Origin of the sequence: Candidatus Tisiphia endosymbiont of Stenodema calcarata (assembly GCF_964030695.1) — a bacterium.
Classification (GTDB): domain Bacteria; phylum Pseudomonadota; class Alphaproteobacteria; order Rickettsiales; family Rickettsiaceae; genus Tisiphia.
The window spans coordinates 183,819-201,944 of record NZ_OZ034911.1 but is presented as its reverse complement, the minus strand read 5'-3'; the positions used below and the strand labels follow the sequence as shown (position 1 = coordinate 201,944).

The window sequence follows — 18,126 nt, the reverse complement described above, 5'->3', positions numbered from 1 at the left end:
TGTCTATGTTTCAAAGAAAAATATAGAATCTACACATAATTGTCTTATCCCTTGTTGACAATTATTAAGAAAAAGAGTAACATGTTTGTTGAGTTTAATAATTAACTCTTTAATAGCATGAAAACCTTGTATCTATCGATTTATTTGGTTTAATTTCTACGGAAGAGTTGCGAATTAAGTTCAAATAAGTAACTCTATACTAAAAGGTTTTTATGGCTACTAAAGTAGGTAAGGTTAAATGGTTTAATACAACCAAAGGTTTCGGTTTCATCCAGCCAGACGATGGGGGGAGTGATGTTTTTGTTCACATCTCGGCTGTAGAGCGTGCCGGTATCCGTAATCTTAATGAAGGTCAAAGTGTTGGCTTTGATCTAGAAGATAATAAGGGGAAAATTTCTGCTGTTAATCTACAAATAAAATAATATTTATTTAAAACTACAAGCAACTACTCAAAATTTATGAGTGGTTATTAAACTAGTGAATTTTGGGTAGTATCATCTTTTTATACACTTCATGGATTATTTTTTGTAATTCAGTGTTTCACTGTAAGTTAAAGTTATAATTTTGTTGGAACATAATACAACAGTTTTTTACTATACAATTAATTGACAACTCACATTATAACGTAAGAACTTAATCATACACTTATTCTTTTAAAGTATAGAATATATGTTTACTCAAATGCTTTGACTAACCTGAATTAGATGTAATACATCGGTTTAATAGCCTAAGGTATCATCCCTACACCTTCGATGTACCCCAATTCGGGATAAGAATTAGTTAATTCTTATCCCGAATTGGGGTAAAGCATTTGAGCATTTTTAATTTAAGATAAATAATATTGGACTTATATAATGAAAAGTTTTAATTTACCAAATGAAGTGATTATATCACTTGAACGCATGAACATAACCTCTCCAACGGAAATTCAAAGAAAGGCCATACCGGTTGCTATGCAAGGTAATGATGTTCTAGCTTCTAGTCAAACTGGTTCGGGTAAGACCCTTGCCTATTTGCTACCAATAATCAATTCTTTTATACAGACTAAATCAATGTCTTTGGTACTTGTTCCAACTCGGGAATTAGCTACTCAAGTGCGTGATACTTTAACTAAGGTAACTACTCAAATAAAACTTCCTAGTGCGGTTTTGATAGGCGGTGAACCAATGCATAAACAATTTACACAACTAAAAGTAAATCCTAAAGTTATAATTGGCACACCAGGTCGTATCATAGATCATTTACTTCGTGGTACTTTAAAATTAAATACTATCCAACTGGTAGTACTTGATGAAATGGACAGAATGCTTGATATGGGTATGAAAGAACAATTAGAAGAAATAAATATATATATACCTGCAAAACGCCAAGTTTTAATGTTTTCAGCTACTATGCCAAAACATATTATTGCATTATCGCAAAAATACGTGGTTAATCCTCATCGTATTACTGTTGGATCAACTACTAAGGCTGCATCTCAAATAAAACAAGAAACTTTGCGTGTTTCTGATAAAGAGAAATTTCCTGAGCTTATAAAGCAATTAAATGAACGTGATGGTTCTATAATTATTTTTGTAAAAACTAAGCGTGGTGCTGATCAGCTTGCAAAAATGTTGAAATTTGAAGATCACAAAGCTGAAGCTATACATGGTGATTTAACACAAGGTAGACGTGATCGTGTAATTTCATCATTTCGCTCTTCTCGTCATAGGATCATGGTGGCAACAGATGTTGCAGCTCGTGGCTTAGATATACCTCATACACAGCATGTTATCAATTATGACTTACCAATGGCTCCAGAAGATTATTTGCATAGAATAGGTAGAACTGGTAGAGCTGGTCTCTCAGGTTGTGCATTATCATTCATTTCGCCAGAAGATAATATCAGATGGAAAGCTATTGACCGCCTAATAAATCAAGGTGAAACTACTTCAAGAGCAGATATGAGGGAAAGTAAGAATCGCAGGAAACCATTTAATGGTCATAATGGCAAAAAAAGTTATTTTCCTCGTAATAACAATGATAGAAAACCTTATGCTGGTTCTGCTAGAAATAATAAAGCATTCTAATATCATAGTACCCTACATTTTTCTATAATCGTCATAGCAAGGCTCTTTAGATGCCGTGGCGATCTAGGTAAACAGCGAAGCTGTTTTTTTAGAGTAACGCTTCGCGTATCCTAGGTTACTGCGTTACCGCTTTTTCGCGACTCCTCACTAATAGACGATCAGCAGCTATTTTAATAGTGGTTATATAAAAAATATAGGGTACTATGGCTAATACCTCTCAACTATCAAAACCAATTCTTCAGATCACTTGAGTATACTTATTTACTCAAAGTTTTCTGAGATTGGGAATATGCTTGTTGTTCAATGCTTGCAACCCTTGATATAACCTGTTGTTTGATACCAAGATCTACTACATGCTCATATCTCATTCCATTATCTAGCAGGATATGACCAAGTTTATTTACTAACTCTACATCCTTTTTAGAGAATTTACTAATAATTAATTCTGTAATTTCATATAAAAACTTCCAAGATAGCTCAACTCTATCATTGAGTGAGAGGTTCTTTTTATTATTTTCTTTATTAAATGGTTCTGCATTATTAGGATCATCAACAAGCGTTCTAACCGGTGTTTTCTTGCTCTTTTTATAAATAAAGAATGTAACAAACACTAGAAATAGACCTATTACAGCGATTATCAAATTAGTATTTTGCATAAAACCCTCAAATATATCTTACTGATACCATTTCCCAAAACTAAATTGTTACTCGGAGTACGAGTGTCGAGTACCTTCGCATACAACTAGTACGTGAGGAGCGGAGATCATGAAGTACGACCGTGATGATTAGTTTTCAGAAATGGTATGATAATGCCCTGCTACTTGACTCTATACCACACGATCTTCTTCTTGTACTAAAAATTCTTCAAGCTTTTCTTTCGTATAATTTTTTTCCTCTAAAATCACTTCATTGTCAAAAATATGTTGTACTGTTTTTTCTTCTAATAACGGACCTTTTAAGCGTTCAAGAGCATTAGGATTTTTTTTATAAAAATCAAATATTGCTGTTTCTTGACCTGGAAACTTCCTTGCTTGAGCCATAATAGCACTTACAAGATCTTTCTGTTCGATATGCAAATTCTTAATTTTCATATATTCGGATAACATTAGACCTATTCTAACACGACGTAAGACTAGCTTATTATAATACTCACTAATTTCTGCTTCTGATTTATCTTTAAATATCGAATCTGAGTCACTATTGCTCTCCTTAGTTTGAGATTTCAGAATACTTATCTCTTGGTCTATTAAAGATTTAGGAACATTAAACATTAATAGCTTTTCTAATTGATCAAATAAGCTCATTTTCATTAAAGTGCGTATAGGCTCACTATATTCATTTTCTATGCTTTTAGAAATATTATCACGTAACTCTTCTAGTGTTTCACAATTAAATTTCTTAGCAAACTCATCATCAACAACTAGCTCATCAGCAGAATGTACAGCCTTTACTTGTACAGTAAACTTAGCCGGTTGACCTGCGACTTGCTCCATATGGTAATCTTCAGGAAATTTAACGTTGACTTCTACCTCGTCCCCAGTCTTACTTCCAATAAGCTGATCTTCAAAGCCCTCAATAAAAGTTCCACTACCAATTACTAGTTTATAATCTGTAACCTTACCACCTTCAAAAGCCTCATTATTGACATAACCAATCGCATCAATAGTAACTTCCTGTCCTTTTTTTACTTTCCCTTTACTTTCTTTATTATAAATTTTTGATATAGATGCAAGCTTATCTATCCGCTTATTAACATCATCTTCTTTAATTATTAACTTTGGATGAATAATTTTTATTTTTTTAAAATCTGGCAATTCAATATCAGGTAATAGCTCAAATTTTAGAGTAAATTCTATATCCTCATTCTCTTCATTACGTAAATTTTCTAACTGTGGATCACCTACTGTTTTTAGTTTATGATCTTTAATAACATGCTGTACTGCATGATTAATTTCATGGTTTACCACATCAGACCTAACAGATTGCTTATATTTTTTATTAACAATGCTGATTGGCACTTTACCAACACGAAATCCATCAAGCTTAACTTTTTTTGCTAAACTAGCTAATTCTTTTTGTACTTCATTGGCAATTTTAGAAGAAGGAAGGACTACTTTAACTTCAAAATCTAGACCTTCATTTTTAAGTTCTGTGACTTGCATACTAAAAAACTCATTAGCAATATTAAAACCTTACGAAAACTTGAAGAGCTACTAAATTAAATAAAGCTCTCCAGTTTTTGTATTATTATTTTGTGGTGCGGATGGAGGGACTTGAACCCCCAAGCCTTGCGGCGCTAGAACCTAAATCTAGTACGTCTCCCAATTTCGTCACACCCGCATAGCTGTACCCCTGACTACTTAACATAGATTGTTTTAACAACTTAATTAAATAGGTTCAGCTAGGAGTTTTATCAGAGAATTATAATACACATGATACAGACTTTGTAAATCGTTAATTTCTGTGTATTCATTAATTTTATGAGCTGTATTAGATTGTAAACCAAATTCCACAACAGGACAATAATTTTGGATAAACCTCGCATCAGAAGTACCACCACTAGTAGATAATTTTGTATATACTCCTGTTGTATTAGATACTACCCGAACAAAATCGGCAATTAGCCCTACTGGTTTTTGGATAAAACAAGTTGCTGAAGTTACACTACTTAATTCATATTTAAAGTTATATTTCGCACAATATTTATTAATTATCTGATCTATCAAATCTGTTATGCTCGATGATGAATGAAGATCATTAAAACGAATATTAAACTTTGTTGTAATTTTTGAAGGAATTACATTAGTAACATCATTATCTACATCAATAGACGTAACTTCTAGATTCGACTGTTGAAAAAATTCACTTCCTTCATCCAGTCGATAATTAACCAACTCATTGAGTATCTGAACTAAAGGAGTAATCGGATTACTGGCTTGTAATGGATATGCTACATGCCCCATTGTACCATATAGAACTAAGTTAAAGTTAATACTTCCTCGCCGACCAATTTTTATGGTATCGCCTATTTGACGCTCATTTGTTGGTTCACCTACAATAGCAAGATCGATCAAATTATTACCACCCTTATGCAAATATTTTAACATTTCCACAGTGCCATATTTGGCGTTTCCTTCCTCATCGCTAGTAATTAGAAAACTAATTGAACCATGCGGAGTTGGATTTAACTTAATAAAATCTAAGCTAGCAGCTAGGAAACATGCTATTGCTCCCTTCATGTCAACAACTCCCCTACCATAAATCTTATCACCTACGGTAGTTGCTATAAAAGGGTCGTTAAGCCATAATGCCTTATCACCTGTTGGCACGACATCAACATGTCCAGCAAAACAAATATTAGGTCTTGCATTACCATAAACAGCATAAAGATTGGTTACTTTATAATTATCCTCTCCAAATATTTTGATTTCAGTCTTAAAACCATTTTTTTCTAATAAGTCATTAATATATTCAATACAACCACTACTCTCAGGAGTTACTGATTGAAAACTAATTAAGTCTTCAAGAAATTTTATCAAGATAACCTCCAATAGTCATAAACTTATAGTTCTTCCTAAAAATTCCTCTCTCATATTTAGCCAATGTTTTATTCTCTGACAACCAAAACAGACACACCCGAGTGCCGCACAATCTTGGACGCATTGGGACCTAACATATAATCTCTGAGTTGTGGTCTTACTGCTGAAATAATGATTAAGTCAGCTTTCACTTCATTGGCATATTGTATTATTTCATCATATACTGCCCCTCGACCAATATGCAATTCAACTTCGATCTCCTCCGGCACATATTGTCTAATTAATTCTGTTACTTGTACCCGATATTTTTCTTTTTGATCTTTTGCCCAACTTTTAGGCAAATAATCCTCAACCATTTTCATACCGAAATCCGAGATGATATAAAGAAAATGTAATTTGGCACTAAAAATAGTAGCAAAACTTAAAGCCTTTGGTAATATCACCTTAACTGATTGTTTATCCGACAAATCTATTGGTATTATTATATTTTTAAACACAATTAACACTACTCCGGTGCATTTATATTATTATCTATTTCTTACTACTGAATGTTTTGGCAAAACAAAATTATTAGTATCAGCAAAATGCTTAATATCTATATTATATAACATATAATTAGAATGTTTAAAATGTTTTACGTTTTTGTGAAACATTCCGATAAATTTATCCAATAGTTTAGCATCCATATTGCTATTAGTAACTAAAATTGCTGTTACTGCTACTGTATTCTGATCGAGAGTGATCCCAGGATATAATGTTTTATCCAGTAATGCCTTATGAAAAGCTTTATTAGTGGCGATTAATTGTGCAATTTTATTATCTTCAATAGGTACAAAATCAACTTTACAGCTATTAGCAATAAATCCCACCAAGGCATTAGGATGACCTACCGTCATCATTATCACATCAATTTTACCGCTACAAAATTCTTTTATTGACTCTTCATAATTAATTTCATCAACATCTATTGGTTCTTTAGTAAAATTATATAACTTCCTTATAGCATTGTAGGTAATAGTATTACTAGAGAATGGCAAGCCATTTGATATTCTCTTACCCTCAATATCTGCAAAAGTCTTTATCTCATCCCGATTTTTTACAACAACAGTAAAAAACTCATCATATAGATTAAGTACCTGACGCATTTCTTGCATTTTTTCTGTATTAGAGTAATATCCAGTACCTTCAAAAGCCTCAAGTGCTACATTAGATTGCACTAAAGCTAAATCTATCTTACCTTCTTTTAGCAAAGCTAAATTTTCAACCCCTCCACTAGTAGGTACTACTTCACAATTCACACTTTTATCAGCTAAAGTAAAGGTTTTACACAAATCCAATCCGATAGAGTAATAACCCTTCAAAATAGAACCAGACCCAATTCTCACTGTTTTCTGTGAAGCAAAAACGCAATTACTAGTAAAAAATAGGCAAAAAACTACCAATAAAACTCTGAAATTATTCATAAATAACACTATACACTAAAAATAATTGACCACTAATACCTTAAGACTTAAAATTTAATAAATCATTTTCCCTATCCAAAGTACCTTTACTATTATTGATAATCAAGATAATTGTTACAATTCATGTGTAAAAAAAATCCTTATTCCTTATAATATTCTTCTCCAATTTCAATTTCACTACGGTTATTTAACTTACGCCAATTATTGGTGTCCCTAAGTGAGTAGATGCAGCCACAATATTCTTGCTTATAAAAATTTTCACGTTTAGCTATTTCGTACATTCTACTGCTACCTCCATTTTTACGCCAATTATAAGTCCAGTAAGTTATTCCATCATAATGAGAAGCAGCCTTGATCCCTGATTCATTAATTTGATCCATATCTTTCCAGCGGGAAAGACCAAGAGAACTGGTAATAACTTTAAAATCATTCTCATAGGCATAAAGAGCTGTCCGTTCAAAACGCATATCAAAACACATAGAACAACGTTTACCTCTTTCTGGTTCATATTCCATACCTTTGCTTCTTGCAAACCAATTCTGCACGTCATAATCTGCGTCAATGAAACTGATACCCATTTTTTCAGCAAAACGGATATTTTCATTTTTACGAATTTCATACTCTTTTTTAGGATGAATATTAGGGTTATAGAAAAAAATAGTTAAATTAATACCGGACATTAACATTTTTTCCATCAGCTCTCCTGAACATGGAGCACAGCAGGAGTGTAGTAGTACTTTACTTTCACCATTTGGTACTTCTAGAATTTCATTCATAATTATCTGTTAATTTTCTTTATAAAATTTTAAAATAACATACAATATAGCTAACTCGATTAGTATTTATCCATAGTTAATCTAGAGCAATGTTGTCATCCCCGCGTAGGCGGTAATCTAAAATAGTGTTCAGAAAACCCTGAAATATTATAGATTCCTGACCGAAGTGGGAATGACATCCTTTCCGTTGAAACAAATGGATAAATGTTAGTCGGGTTAGCATTAAGATATTGTATTGTAGAAAAAAGTATAATAAATTATTATTTTTTATTAACAATAATTTTGTTACTAAATATTGAATATTGGTTTAATTGAGAGATATATTATGTTGAATGAAACAGTCAATTTACCGGAAGGTTTTGTGTATTTAGATCAAATAGATCCTACTATAATTCAACAGATGATGTATTATGATACTAGAAATTTTGTAGGAAAGCAGATTGATGGCTATAAAGCTAATAGAGCTGTACTAACTAAAGAAGCGGCTACTGCCTTAAAAAATCTTCAGCAAGATATAAAAAATGATAATTACTCTTTGGTAATTTATGATGCTTATAGACCTAATAAAGCTGTACAACATTTCGTTAGCTGGGGAGAAGATGTTGCTGATCAAAAAATGAAAGACTCTCATTATCCATATATTAATAAGGCTGAAATTTTTCAATTAGGTTATGTTGCTAAACTATCACCTCATAGTCGTGGAAGTACTGTAGATTTAACTATTATCGAACTTGGAAAACAATTAAATCCAAACCCTAAAATGATAAGAAGAACTCTAAAAGATGGTCGTCTAATCCCTTATTTTGATGATAATACGGTTGACATGTATAGCTCTGTAGATCTTATGGATCTAGTATCCTCCCATGATAGTAAACTAATTGATGAACTTTACTTACAAAATCGTAATTATCTACGTGAGAAAATGAAAAAACATAATTTTAAGGAATATTCGGTTGAGTGGTGGCATTATACTTTACAAGACGAACCTTATAAAGATAAATATTTTGATTTTGATGTTGAATAAACTTCTTGCATTAAGTATAATAACTTAAAAAAAAGTAATAATTATTTAAGGAGAAATTAAAATTAATAAAGATAATCTTAATGAAGATAATAGAAAAAAGTTACGAGAGACAGCTCAGAGATTAGGGATTTCTGAAGATGAAGTTTTTAAGCAAATTCCAGACATAATATTATTGGGAGCTGTATTCAACCCAAAGCAAATCGGAGGTTTTCTAAAGAGAATGCAACCGGATATAACTTCATCAAAAGTATTAAAGAAGCAAATAGCCGACGATTCATTTGGCAGTGTACTCTTAGGTTTTTTTAATAAACCACAAGAAAACTCTTCTCAACAACAGGAAGCAACGTCTAGTGCTGTTAGTTGCGAGGTGTCCAAGGATGATTCAAAAAAATCGGATGAAGTATCAAATTCATTAACAGAAGTTATATCTATAAAACAACTAGAGACATCTAGTGCTGCTAGTTGTCAGGATAGTACTCTTGGTGGTTGGAGTAATGATAATAAAGAACTCTTAGAAACTATAGCTACACTATCACAAAAGTCTAAAGATGAAGTTTTAAATGAAAATCCCCTGCTAAATGAAGATTTACCTAACCCTGAACTTAAAGAGTATCTAGAAGCACTGATAGAGAGCCTAACAATTAATGATTCTTGTACAAACGACAATCCCCCTAATGATGTAGCAGCTGGCAGTTCACATGAAATGTCTAATGTTGTTAGCTGTGCTTTAACGGGTGAAAATCTACCCTTTAACGAGGACTGCAATTAACCTCAGCTTGATGTAAAACATCGGGTTAATAGCCTAGGTGTCATCCCTGCCCCTTCGGATGTCACCCACAGCTGTCGAAAGTTCAATAAACGTCCCTAAACGTCATTGCGAGAAGCCGCTGCAAGCGGCGACGCGGCAATCTAGGATACGCGAAGCGTTACTCTAAAAAACAGCTTCGCTGTTTACCTGGATCGCCACGGCATCTAAAGAGCCTTGCTATGACGATTATAGAAAAATGTAAGGTACTAATGGTTTGCAACTTTCGAAGTAGGAGAAGTATATTCAAATCATTTAAATTCCATTTCCCTATCATGTCTAATATGGACTACGTAGATGGTATCATCATATATTCGATATCGTAGTATATAACCTGATAAGCCAAATCGAATATATAAATCCCTATAATCTATTAGATTAGTCACCGGTTTACCTGTCAAAGGAAATTCTATAAGTGTGATAACTGCTTTCTTTATTAGACCTCTTGCAGAATTCGCTTCTGCTAGGGAATTTGTAGGAGGGTCGGAACGCAGAACCGCAGCGTACTCAAACGTACGTGAGGATTCGAGTACCGCACCGACGCACAAATTACCAGCAGAAGTAGAATTATGCAAAAGGTCTATTGTTTTTGCTGCTCTCTTTGCAGCATTAGGATTATTTCTATCAATGAATTTTCTCAGTCGTACCAAATCTGCAATTGCTGATTCCAACCATACTAATCTTTCCATTAAGGTCTTTCCTCTTCTTTATCACTTCCCCATCTATCAAGCCACTCAGTTATTTTATCATTTCCTAAAAATTTACCTTCCCTTGCTTCTTGCCAACGCTGTATCGTCTCTTGTTTTAATTGTTCTTCATGTTCCTCTGATGTGAGATAATTAGTAATTGCTTCCTTCATCAACCAGTGTGCTGAACGTCGCTTAATTTTACCAAGCACTTGCAACCTCTTCTTAATTTGCGGTGCAAGTTTCACGCTTACTACAATATTATCATCAGCTCTTTTCATACTCAGTCTCCTTTATAGTATTAAGTAACCGAAAGTTCGATGTAACTTGTTACATCGAACTTTCGCTAAGTATTTATAAGTAATACTATACACTACTTAATTTGTGTTTGCAACTCTCAAATTAGGAGAAGTCTATTAATCACTCCCGTTCTTAATTTTATTAACTATAGAATATATTTCTTTTTTGCTGTAGCTTCTTCCAAAATTTTCATTAGCTATATCTGTGACACTTTTTGCACTCCATCCTTTAGATAAATATAAATCTATAAATCTTTTTAAGTCATCTGCAAGAAGAGCTTTATGAGGTTCAGAAGTACCGGAAATTAGCAGTACTATTTCCCCCTTGATAATGTTCGAGTTATAGAAATTTATTACATCTTCTATTAACCCAGACTTTACTTCTTGATAAAATTTAGTAAGTTCTCGTGCTACACATACCTCCCTATTACCAAAAACAGTAAAAGCTGTATGTAGCGATTGTTCTATTCTGCTAGCAGTTTCAAAAAAAATCAAAGTTGCTTTTATATTAGATAATTCTGTAAAAATCTTCTTTTTACCTTCAATAGTTTTTGGTAAGAATCCAGCAAATAAAAAGCGATCTGATGGTAATCCAGAAATGGTTATAGAGGTAGTTAATGCCGAAACGCCCGGCACTACATCTATGTGATAATTCAGTTTCCTTAAAGCTCTTACTAGTTTATAACCAGGATCAGCAATTAACGGTGTTCCAGCATCAGATATTAGACTAACTATTGCTCCATTATCAATTAATGTGCGGATAAATTCTCTTTCTTGATAATCACTATGATCATTATATATTTGTAACTTAGTCTTTATATTATGTTTTGCTAGTAATTTTCTTGATATTCTAGTATCCTCACACAGTATAATTGTGGAATTTTTTAACGTTTCTAAAGCCCGGAGTGTTATATCATCTAGGTTACCAATAGGTGTTGAGACAATGTATAGCCCTGGTTTGAAGATCATAATTTAATCCTATAAGTAAGCATTATGAGCAGTATAAAAGACTTCCTGCACAAGTCAAAGAAGCTTTCGAGATTTTTAGAAGAAACGAAGCCGAGTCGAGCTGCGTACATAGACGATTGTTCGGAACAAAGGCAAGTTTCGACGACAAAATCACCAACTAGATTGACTTATGCACAAAAATTTTTAAAGGCTACCTTATCATTTATATGTCTTGTCTCTTTATTTTCTTGCCAATCTAATAAGGAGGTTGTTGTTCCTAGGGCAAAAGAAGTTGCTCGGGAAACTCTAGAAGTGGCTATTTTAATGCCCCTAACAGGAGAACATTCTACATTAGGTAAGCAATACAACCAATTAATTAAAATGGGTCTAGAAGATGGCTTAAAAACTTATGTTCATGTTACTTCTTATGATGGTTCTAATGAAAAGCAGGTACTTGCTGCAATGGATAAAATACTGCTACGTAAAACAAAAATTATTCTCGGACCATTATATTCAAATCTTACTTCTCTAATTGCCAATAAAGCTAAAGCACATGATGTTATTATCATTACCATGTCTAATAATCCTGTATTGGCAGACAAAAAACTTTTTGTATTCGGTCATGCTCCGTCAAAGCAACTCATAAAAATAATTAATTACTTTGCCGATCATGATTATAAAAATTTCATTGCACTTTTACCTTCAGGTAGTCATGCACAAACTATAAACCAACTTATCCAAAATATACTAATTCAAAAAAATTCTACCTTAGTGCGGAGTGAATTTTATGCTAATATACCGGAATCAATAGAAAAGGCGGTTTTAACTGTCTCAAATAGTGTTGATAATTTAAATGAAATGGAGGATACGGCAACTAAACCTGTAATTTATCTGTCAGATGATAGTAAAAATTTAGATTTGCTTTTTGATAGTATTCATAAGCATAATTTAGATAAGAAAGCAGTTATAATAGGTGATAACAGAATTGATATCGATCATTCTGAACCGGTAAGTATTATCTTCACCGGTTCATTGAATATTGTCAATAGTAATATAATAGAAAGGGCTAAAAATATAGGTATTAATCATTTGTCTTTCATGCATGCTGTAGCTTATGATCTAGGAAGGATAACATCAAAATATATAGATACCAACTTTACCGAAGAACGATTTTTAGCAGCTATTAATGGCAAAACCCCATATACTGGTATATCAGGTAATGTCTACTTCATCGATTCAATAGCTCAAAGAGAGTATGATATAATTAAGAAAGAAGATGGTCTGTATAGTACCATAGCAAAAAGCGATAACAAATTCTGATTTAGATATAGTTAACTCAAAAATGTTTAAGCCATGGTAATAGAATTGCTATCATCCCAGCTCATCCGAAGGGGCAGGAATGACGTAGAAGATGCTTAAGTTAAGGTTAAATTTAATGATACAGTCTATAAAATATTCAAAAAAAACTCAGTCCAATTTTATCTTCAATTTGTTAACATTTTTGATAATCGCTAGCATCCTTATCTTTATTGCTTGGGGTTTAAAGCAGATGGCAGCACCAATAACTGTATTAGAGCAGCAACCAGTAACTCTAGAATATAGTAATCTTTTTCAGTATTCTCTCAGAACGCTTTTGAGGATGCTAATTGCAGTAATTGTCTCATTAATTTTTACTTTTATTTATGCCAGCCTAGCTGTTAAAAGCAAGAAATGTGAACAAATATTAATTCCGTTACTAGATATTCTTCAATCTCTTCCTATTCTTGGATATATTTCTTTTACAGTTACAGTTTTTTTAGCTCTTTTCCCGTCAAGTATTATGGGAGCTGAATGTGCAGCGATATTTGCCATTTTTACATCGCAAGTTTGGAACATGACATTTAGTTTTTATTATTCGCTTAAGAATATCCCACAAGAATTGCATGATGCAGCATATATTTTTAGAATGTCAAAATGGAGGCAATTTTGGCAGGTCAGCGTTCCATATGCAGTACCAGGATTAGTTTGGAATATTGTAGTATCAATATCTAGTGGGTGGTTTTTCGTAGTAGCTTCAGAGGTTATCACAGTTGGCAATACCCATATAACCTTGCCTGGAATAGGATCATATATTGCTTTAGCAATTACGCAGAAAGATCTTTATGCAATTAGCTCAGCAATTATGTCAATGTCACTGGTGATTATATCATATGATCAATTGCTACTTAGACCTCTAGTGGCATGGTCTGATAGATTTCGTTATGAAATGAATGCAGGTAATAACGTGCCACATTCTTGGGCATTCAATTTATTTCAAAGAAGTTTGATTATTCACAAATTATTCTCCCCTATTGCTTATATTGCAAAATTTATACTTTATCTCCCCATACTTAATCGTTATAGCGAAATAAATTCAAGTTCGTCAAATAATTTTTCCAATAATACTTCGTGGAGCGATTATTTATGGTATACTGTACTGGGCGGCATAGCATGTTTTTCGATCTATTACATATATCATTTCTTGCATTACGATATTGGTTGGTCTGAGCTATTGAACGTATTTGTTTTAGCATCAATTACTATGTTACGTGTGGTAGTACTTATAATTCTTGCGGCAATTATATGGGTACCGATTGGTATATATGTTGGACTAAATCCTAAAGTAACAGCTATTGTACAACCACTAGCACAATTTTTTGCAGCTTTTCCAGCAAACTTATTATTTCCAATTGTCTTTATAATTATTACTCGTTACGATTTAAACCCTAATATTTGGCTTAGTCCTCTGATGATTATGGGAGCTCAATGGTATATATTATTTAATGTTATAGTAGGAGCATCTACTATTCCCAATGATCTTAAAGATGCCACAAGAATTTTTAAAGTCAGTGGTTGGAATTGGTGGTTCAAAGTCATGTTACCAGCAATTACCCCGTATTTTATAACAGGAGCAATAACTGCATCAGGTGGGGCATGGAATGCTAGTATTGTGGCAGAAATTATTAATTTTGGCGATCGGAAAATAGCAGCAAGCGGTATTGGAAGTTATATAGCTGAAATGACAATAAAGGCTGACTTTAATAAAATAGTCTTAGGTATGGGAGTTATGGCTCTATTTGTGGTATTGTTTAATCGTTTATTTTGGCAACCGTTAAATGAGTATTCTATTAAAAGATTTCAGCTATAATTCTATGAATCTAGAATATCCGAAAATTCTTAAAAAAGTCTATTGCATTTAGCTGTAAAGTGATTATAATATAATGTTTCGTTTAGCTAGCCTCAATTCGATATAAGGATTATTAATTCTTTATAGAATTGGCTTGTTATAAGAAAAAATGCATTCTTGAAGCGGCTTTTACGAATGCATTTTAATCTATTACCGCTAATAATCTTATTTTTATATTGTATAAAAACTAAGATTATTAGCAAATTAATATTTAACAATCAGGTGCAGAACCGCTTCAAACCTGATTGTTTCTATATGTATCCCTGAATTCGATGTAACAAGTTACATCGAATTCAGGTTAGCTAGGCTAGCAATACAATGAATAATAGAATAAACAATCCATCTACGATAGTAGTTGCAATGTCTGGTGGGGTTGATAGCTCAGTAGTGGCTGCTATGCTCCATGAACAAGGTCATAAAGTCATTGGTATAACTTTACAATTATATGATCACGGTATAGCTACCAAGAAAAAAAATGCCTGTTGTGCTGGGCAGGACATTTACGATGCAAGAATGGTAGCAGATAAGTTGAACATTCCGCATTATATCTTAGACTATGAGTCTAGATTTAAAGAATCAGTAATTGATGACTTTGCTGATAGTTATATTAAAGGCGAAACACCGCTACCATGCGTAAAATGCAATCAGTCAGTTAAATTTAAAGATCTGCTAAAAGTAGCAAAAGATTTAGGGGCTGACTGTCTTGCTACTGGTCATTACGTTCGAAAAATCGAAGGTATAGGTGGGGCAGAATTACATACTGGTATTGATGCTGGAAAAGACCAAAGTTATTTTTTGTTTGCAACTACTTTGGAACAATTAAATTATCTATCTTTTCCTTTGGGAGGATTGAGCAAAGAGCAAACAAGAGATTTTGCTAGCAAATTTAATCTAAGCGTTGCCGATAAACCTGATAGTCAAGATATTTGTTTTGTACCGGATGGCGACTATAGGAAGGTAATTAGTGGTATACGAAAAAATGCTAATGAGCAAGGTAAAATAATTCATGTAGATGGCTTTGAACTTGGGACACATAATGGTATAATAAATTATACTGTAGGTCAACGTCGTGGTCTTGGCATAGCCTTTCAGACACCACTTTATGTAGTAAGAATTGATCCTACTACAAAGATTGTATATGTTGGTCCAGATTCGGCTTTAGACTCAACCGAATTTACTATTAAGGATGTTAATTGGCTTGGTAAAAAAATGACCGAACAAGAAGAAATTGATGTAAAAGTTAAGATTCGTTCGACTCGACCTGCTACCTTTGCCAAGATTAGTAAAATAAGTAATACAGAAATTAGAGTAAAGTTAATGTATGCAGAAAAATCTGTAACTCCTGGTCAAGCTTGTGTCATATATGATAATGATCGAGTTCTTGGTGGGGGGTGGATTACTAGAGAGATTGTATAGATCCAATTTCAAAAAAGTCTATTTTTATAAAATAACCTCAACTATTGATGTAATAAATTAATAGTAGGCTCAAGTAATCATCGCCATTAGGGGTGATGTCCACAACTGTCGAAAATTCAATAAACGTCATTGCGATGAGCGTTGTTAGCCCTAAACCGTCTATTAGCGAGCGAACCTACGTGAGTGCGGCAATCTATGAAGCTTGTCATATGGATTGCTTCGTCGACCTACGGTCTCCTCGCTAATAGACGTTTGTTGAACTTTCGACAGTTGTGGGGTGACATCGTTTTTACTACTGATAGTCTAGTGATACGATAGTAGTATAGTATTAGATTAATACACCCTTCTAGGGTTTTCTATTATTAAAATCGGAGGAATTAATGAGCTTTTTAACAAAAAAAAGTTTTGAATCAATAAAAGAACTAGGTAAGACTAGTGGTCTTAATAAAACTTTAGGAGCATTTGACTTAGTACTACTAGGGCTTGGTGCTATAATAGGCACAGGTGTATTTGTCACTACTGGTATAGTTGCTGCCAAATATTCTGGGCCGGCTGTTACGTTATCATATGCTATTGCAGGTGTAACCTGTATTTTCGTTGCTCTTGCTTATACAGAACTTGCTACAATGTTACCTACTTCTGGTAGTGTGTATACTTATGCTTACGTAGCTTTTGGAGAAGTATTTGCTTGGTTAATTGGTAGTGTTATTATACTAGAACTTGGTTTTGCTGCTGGTACTGTTGCGGCCGGTTGGTCCGGATATGCTCAGGCAATATTGTCAGCAGGCGGAATATATTTACCTAAGGCTCTAACTGCTGTACCTGCCAATGGTGGTATAATAAATTTACCAGCTTTTCTTATCGTAGTATTTATCTCTTTTATTTTATATTTAGGAACAAAAGATAGTAAAAAGCTAAATGCTCTATTGGTATTTGTAAAAATGGCAGCTATCTTTGCTTTTATCATATATGCTGCACCACATTTTAATGCTACAAATTGGCAGAATTTTTTACCTTTCGGCTTTAGTAATATGCTAGTTGGAGCATCTATTCTATTTTTTGCTATGACAGGTTTTGGTACGATAGCTGCTACAGCTGAAGAATGTAAAAACCCCAACCGTGATTTAATGATTGGCATTATTGGGTCACTGGTAATTTCAACAATAGTATATGTTATAATAGCTGGATTGGCTACTAGCATAGCCTCTTTTGATCAACTTAATAATGATCAACCACTTGCTTATGCACTAAGCCTAAATAACAGTAATGTTGGTTCGGCAATTGTTGCTACTGGTGCTGTTGCTGGTATGACTACAGTACTAATGATGAATATTTATGGTACGTCTCGTATCTTTTATGTAATTGCCCGAGATGGGTTACTACCTAAAAGTTTTGCCAAACTACATACTAAATATGATAGTCCTTATATTACTATCTTACTGTTTTCTGCCCTTGCTGCTATATTAGGGGGATTTTGTCCAACGGAAATCCTTATACAACTATCATCTATGGGAGCTTTAATAGATTACACGGCAGTTGCTATAATAGTTATGTTGTTTAGAATAAAAATGCCGGATGCAACAAGACCGTTTAAATGTCCTGCTGCTTTTATCATTATCCCATTTGTTTTAGTAGCTTGTCTATACTTACTAGTTATACAAATAGTTGATGGTGAGTTTAATTTAATGACTGCGGGGAAAGTACTAATATACTGGTTTGTGGCAATGTTTGTCCTATATATTTTTAGGTCATTTTTCATAAAACACCCCAATTCTAGATAAGAATTAGTTAATTCTTATCTAGAATTGGCTTCAATATAAGGAAAAATGCATTCTTAAAACGGTTTTGCGAATGCATTTTAAATCTTTCTAAAGCTAAAAACATGATTTTAAAAAA

General features: G+C 33.2%; 17 protein-coding genes and 1 tRNA gene. 8 read left to right on the top strand and 10 right to left on the bottom strand.

Going from position 1 to position 18,126, the window contains the following annotated elements:
- The first annotated feature begins 212 nt into the window (after positions 1–212).
- Entirely contained in the window at positions 213–422 is a 210-nt protein-coding gene (locus ACQH1W_RS00975) for a cold-shock protein (RefSeq protein WP_341751689.1), read from the top strand.
- Between the two features lie 432 nt (positions 423–854).
- Entirely contained in the window at positions 855–2,069 is a 1,215-nt protein-coding gene (locus ACQH1W_RS00970; protein ID WP_425361076.1) for a DEAD/DEAH box helicase, read from the top strand.
- A gap of 257 nt (positions 2,070–2,326) precedes the next feature.
- On the opposite strand, the gene ACQH1W_RS00965 is transcribed toward ACQH1W_RS00970, so the two are convergent.
- From ACQH1W_RS00965 to ACQH1W_RS00935, 7 genes are all read right to left on the bottom strand, one after another.
- A complete protein-coding gene (locus tag ACQH1W_RS00965) occupies positions 2,327–2,725 on the bottom strand; it encodes a DUF2660 domain-containing protein (RefSeq protein WP_341761387.1) in 399 nt (132 codons plus the stop codon).
- 171 nt (positions 2,726–2,896) lie between these two features.
- On the bottom strand, positions 2,897–4,231 hold the full coding sequence (tig, locus tag ACQH1W_RS00960) for a trigger factor (protein WP_375332481.1): 1,335 nt from the start codon (positions 4,229–4,231) through the stop codon (positions 2,897–2,899).
- Positions 4,232–4,324: 93 nt separating this feature from the next.
- Positions 4,325–4,409: transfer RNA gene (locus tag ACQH1W_RS00955), tRNA-Leu, on the bottom strand.
- A 47-nt stretch (positions 4,410–4,456) separates the two neighbouring features.
- On the bottom strand, positions 4,457–5,611 hold the full coding sequence (dapE, locus tag ACQH1W_RS00950; RefSeq protein ID WP_375333223.1) for a succinyl-diaminopimelate desuccinylase: 1,155 nt from the start codon (positions 5,609–5,611) through the stop codon (positions 4,457–4,459).
- 65 nt (positions 5,612–5,676) lie between these two features.
- On the bottom strand, positions 5,677–6,105 hold the full coding sequence (locus tag ACQH1W_RS00945; RefSeq protein WP_341747208.1) for a universal stress protein: 429 nt from the start codon (positions 6,103–6,105) through the stop codon (positions 5,677–5,679).
- 30 nt (positions 6,106–6,135) lie between these two features.
- Complete coding sequence (locus ACQH1W_RS00940; protein ID WP_341762493.1) at positions 6,136–7,071, bottom strand: TAXI family TRAP transporter solute-binding subunit; 936 nt, start codon at positions 7,069–7,071, stop codon at positions 6,136–6,138.
- 140 nt (positions 7,072–7,211) lie between these two features.
- Positions 7,212–7,847, bottom strand: coding sequence for an epoxyqueuosine reductase QueH (locus ACQH1W_RS00935; RefSeq protein WP_341761383.1), 636 nt, complete (start codon positions 7,845–7,847; stop codon positions 7,212–7,214).
- A 325-nt stretch (positions 7,848–8,172) separates the two neighbouring features.
- Here ACQH1W_RS00935 and ACQH1W_RS00930 point away from each other — a divergent pair, with 325 nt between their 5' ends.
- Both ACQH1W_RS00930 and ACQH1W_RS00925 read left to right on the top strand, forming a co-directional pair.
- Positions 8,173–8,871 (top strand): M15 family metallopeptidase, encoded by a 699-nt coding sequence (locus ACQH1W_RS00930; protein WP_425361075.1) that lies wholly within the window; start codon positions 8,173–8,175, stop codon positions 8,869–8,871.
- A 220-nt stretch (positions 8,872–9,091) separates the two neighbouring features.
- Positions 9,092–9,640, top strand: a complete 549-nt coding sequence (locus ACQH1W_RS00925; RefSeq protein ID WP_375332484.1) for a hypothetical protein — start codon at positions 9,092–9,094, stop codon at positions 9,638–9,640.
- Between the two features lie 287 nt (positions 9,641–9,927).
- Here the strand turns inward: ACQH1W_RS00925 and ACQH1W_RS00920 are convergent, their stop codons facing one another.
- From ACQH1W_RS00920 to rsmI, 3 genes are all read right to left on the bottom strand, one after another.
- The gene (locus ACQH1W_RS00920; protein ID WP_425361074.1) at positions 9,928–10,365 is read right to left on the bottom strand and encodes a type II toxin-antitoxin system RelE/ParE family toxin; all 438 of its coding nucleotides are present in this window, start codon (positions 10,363–10,365) and stop codon (positions 9,928–9,930) included.
- Positions 10,365–10,643: a CopG family ribbon-helix-helix protein gene (locus tag ACQH1W_RS00915; protein WP_375333251.1), complete on the bottom strand. Its 279-nt coding sequence runs from the start codon at positions 10,641–10,643 to the stop codon at positions 10,365–10,367. Before ACQH1W_RS00915 ends, ACQH1W_RS00920 begins: the two co-directional genes overlap by 1 nt.
- Positions 10,644–10,778: 135 nt before the next feature.
- The gene (rsmI, locus tag ACQH1W_RS00910) at positions 10,779–11,630 is read right to left on the bottom strand and encodes a 16S rRNA (cytidine(1402)-2'-O)-methyltransferase (protein WP_375332485.1); all 852 of its coding nucleotides are present in this window, start codon (positions 11,628–11,630) and stop codon (positions 10,779–10,781) included.
- A 24-nt stretch (positions 11,631–11,654) separates the two neighbouring features.
- Here rsmI and ACQH1W_RS00905 point away from each other — a divergent pair, with 24 nt between their 5' ends.
- The 4 genes from ACQH1W_RS00905 (at position 11,655) to ACQH1W_RS00890 (ending at position 18,011) form a co-directional block, all read left to right on the top strand.
- Complete coding sequence (locus ACQH1W_RS00905; RefSeq protein ID WP_375332486.1) at positions 11,655–12,929, top strand: penicillin-binding protein activator; 1,275 nt, start codon at positions 11,655–11,657, stop codon at positions 12,927–12,929.
- A gap of 115 nt (positions 12,930–13,044) precedes the next feature.
- Entirely contained in the window at positions 13,045–14,775 is a 1,731-nt protein-coding gene (locus ACQH1W_RS00900; RefSeq protein ID WP_375332487.1) for an ABC transporter permease, read from the top strand.
- A gap of 357 nt (positions 14,776–15,132) precedes the next feature.
- A complete protein-coding gene (gene mnmA, locus ACQH1W_RS00895) occupies positions 15,133–16,230 on the top strand; it encodes a tRNA 2-thiouridine(34) synthase MnmA (RefSeq protein WP_341762499.1) in 1,098 nt (365 codons plus the stop codon).
- A gap of 380 nt (positions 16,231–16,610) precedes the next feature.
- The gene (locus ACQH1W_RS00890; protein WP_341762500.1) at positions 16,611–18,011 is read left to right on the top strand and encodes an amino acid permease; all 1,401 of its coding nucleotides are present in this window, start codon (positions 16,611–16,613) and stop codon (positions 18,009–18,011) included.
- The last annotated feature ends 115 nt before the right edge of the window (positions 18,012–18,126 follow it).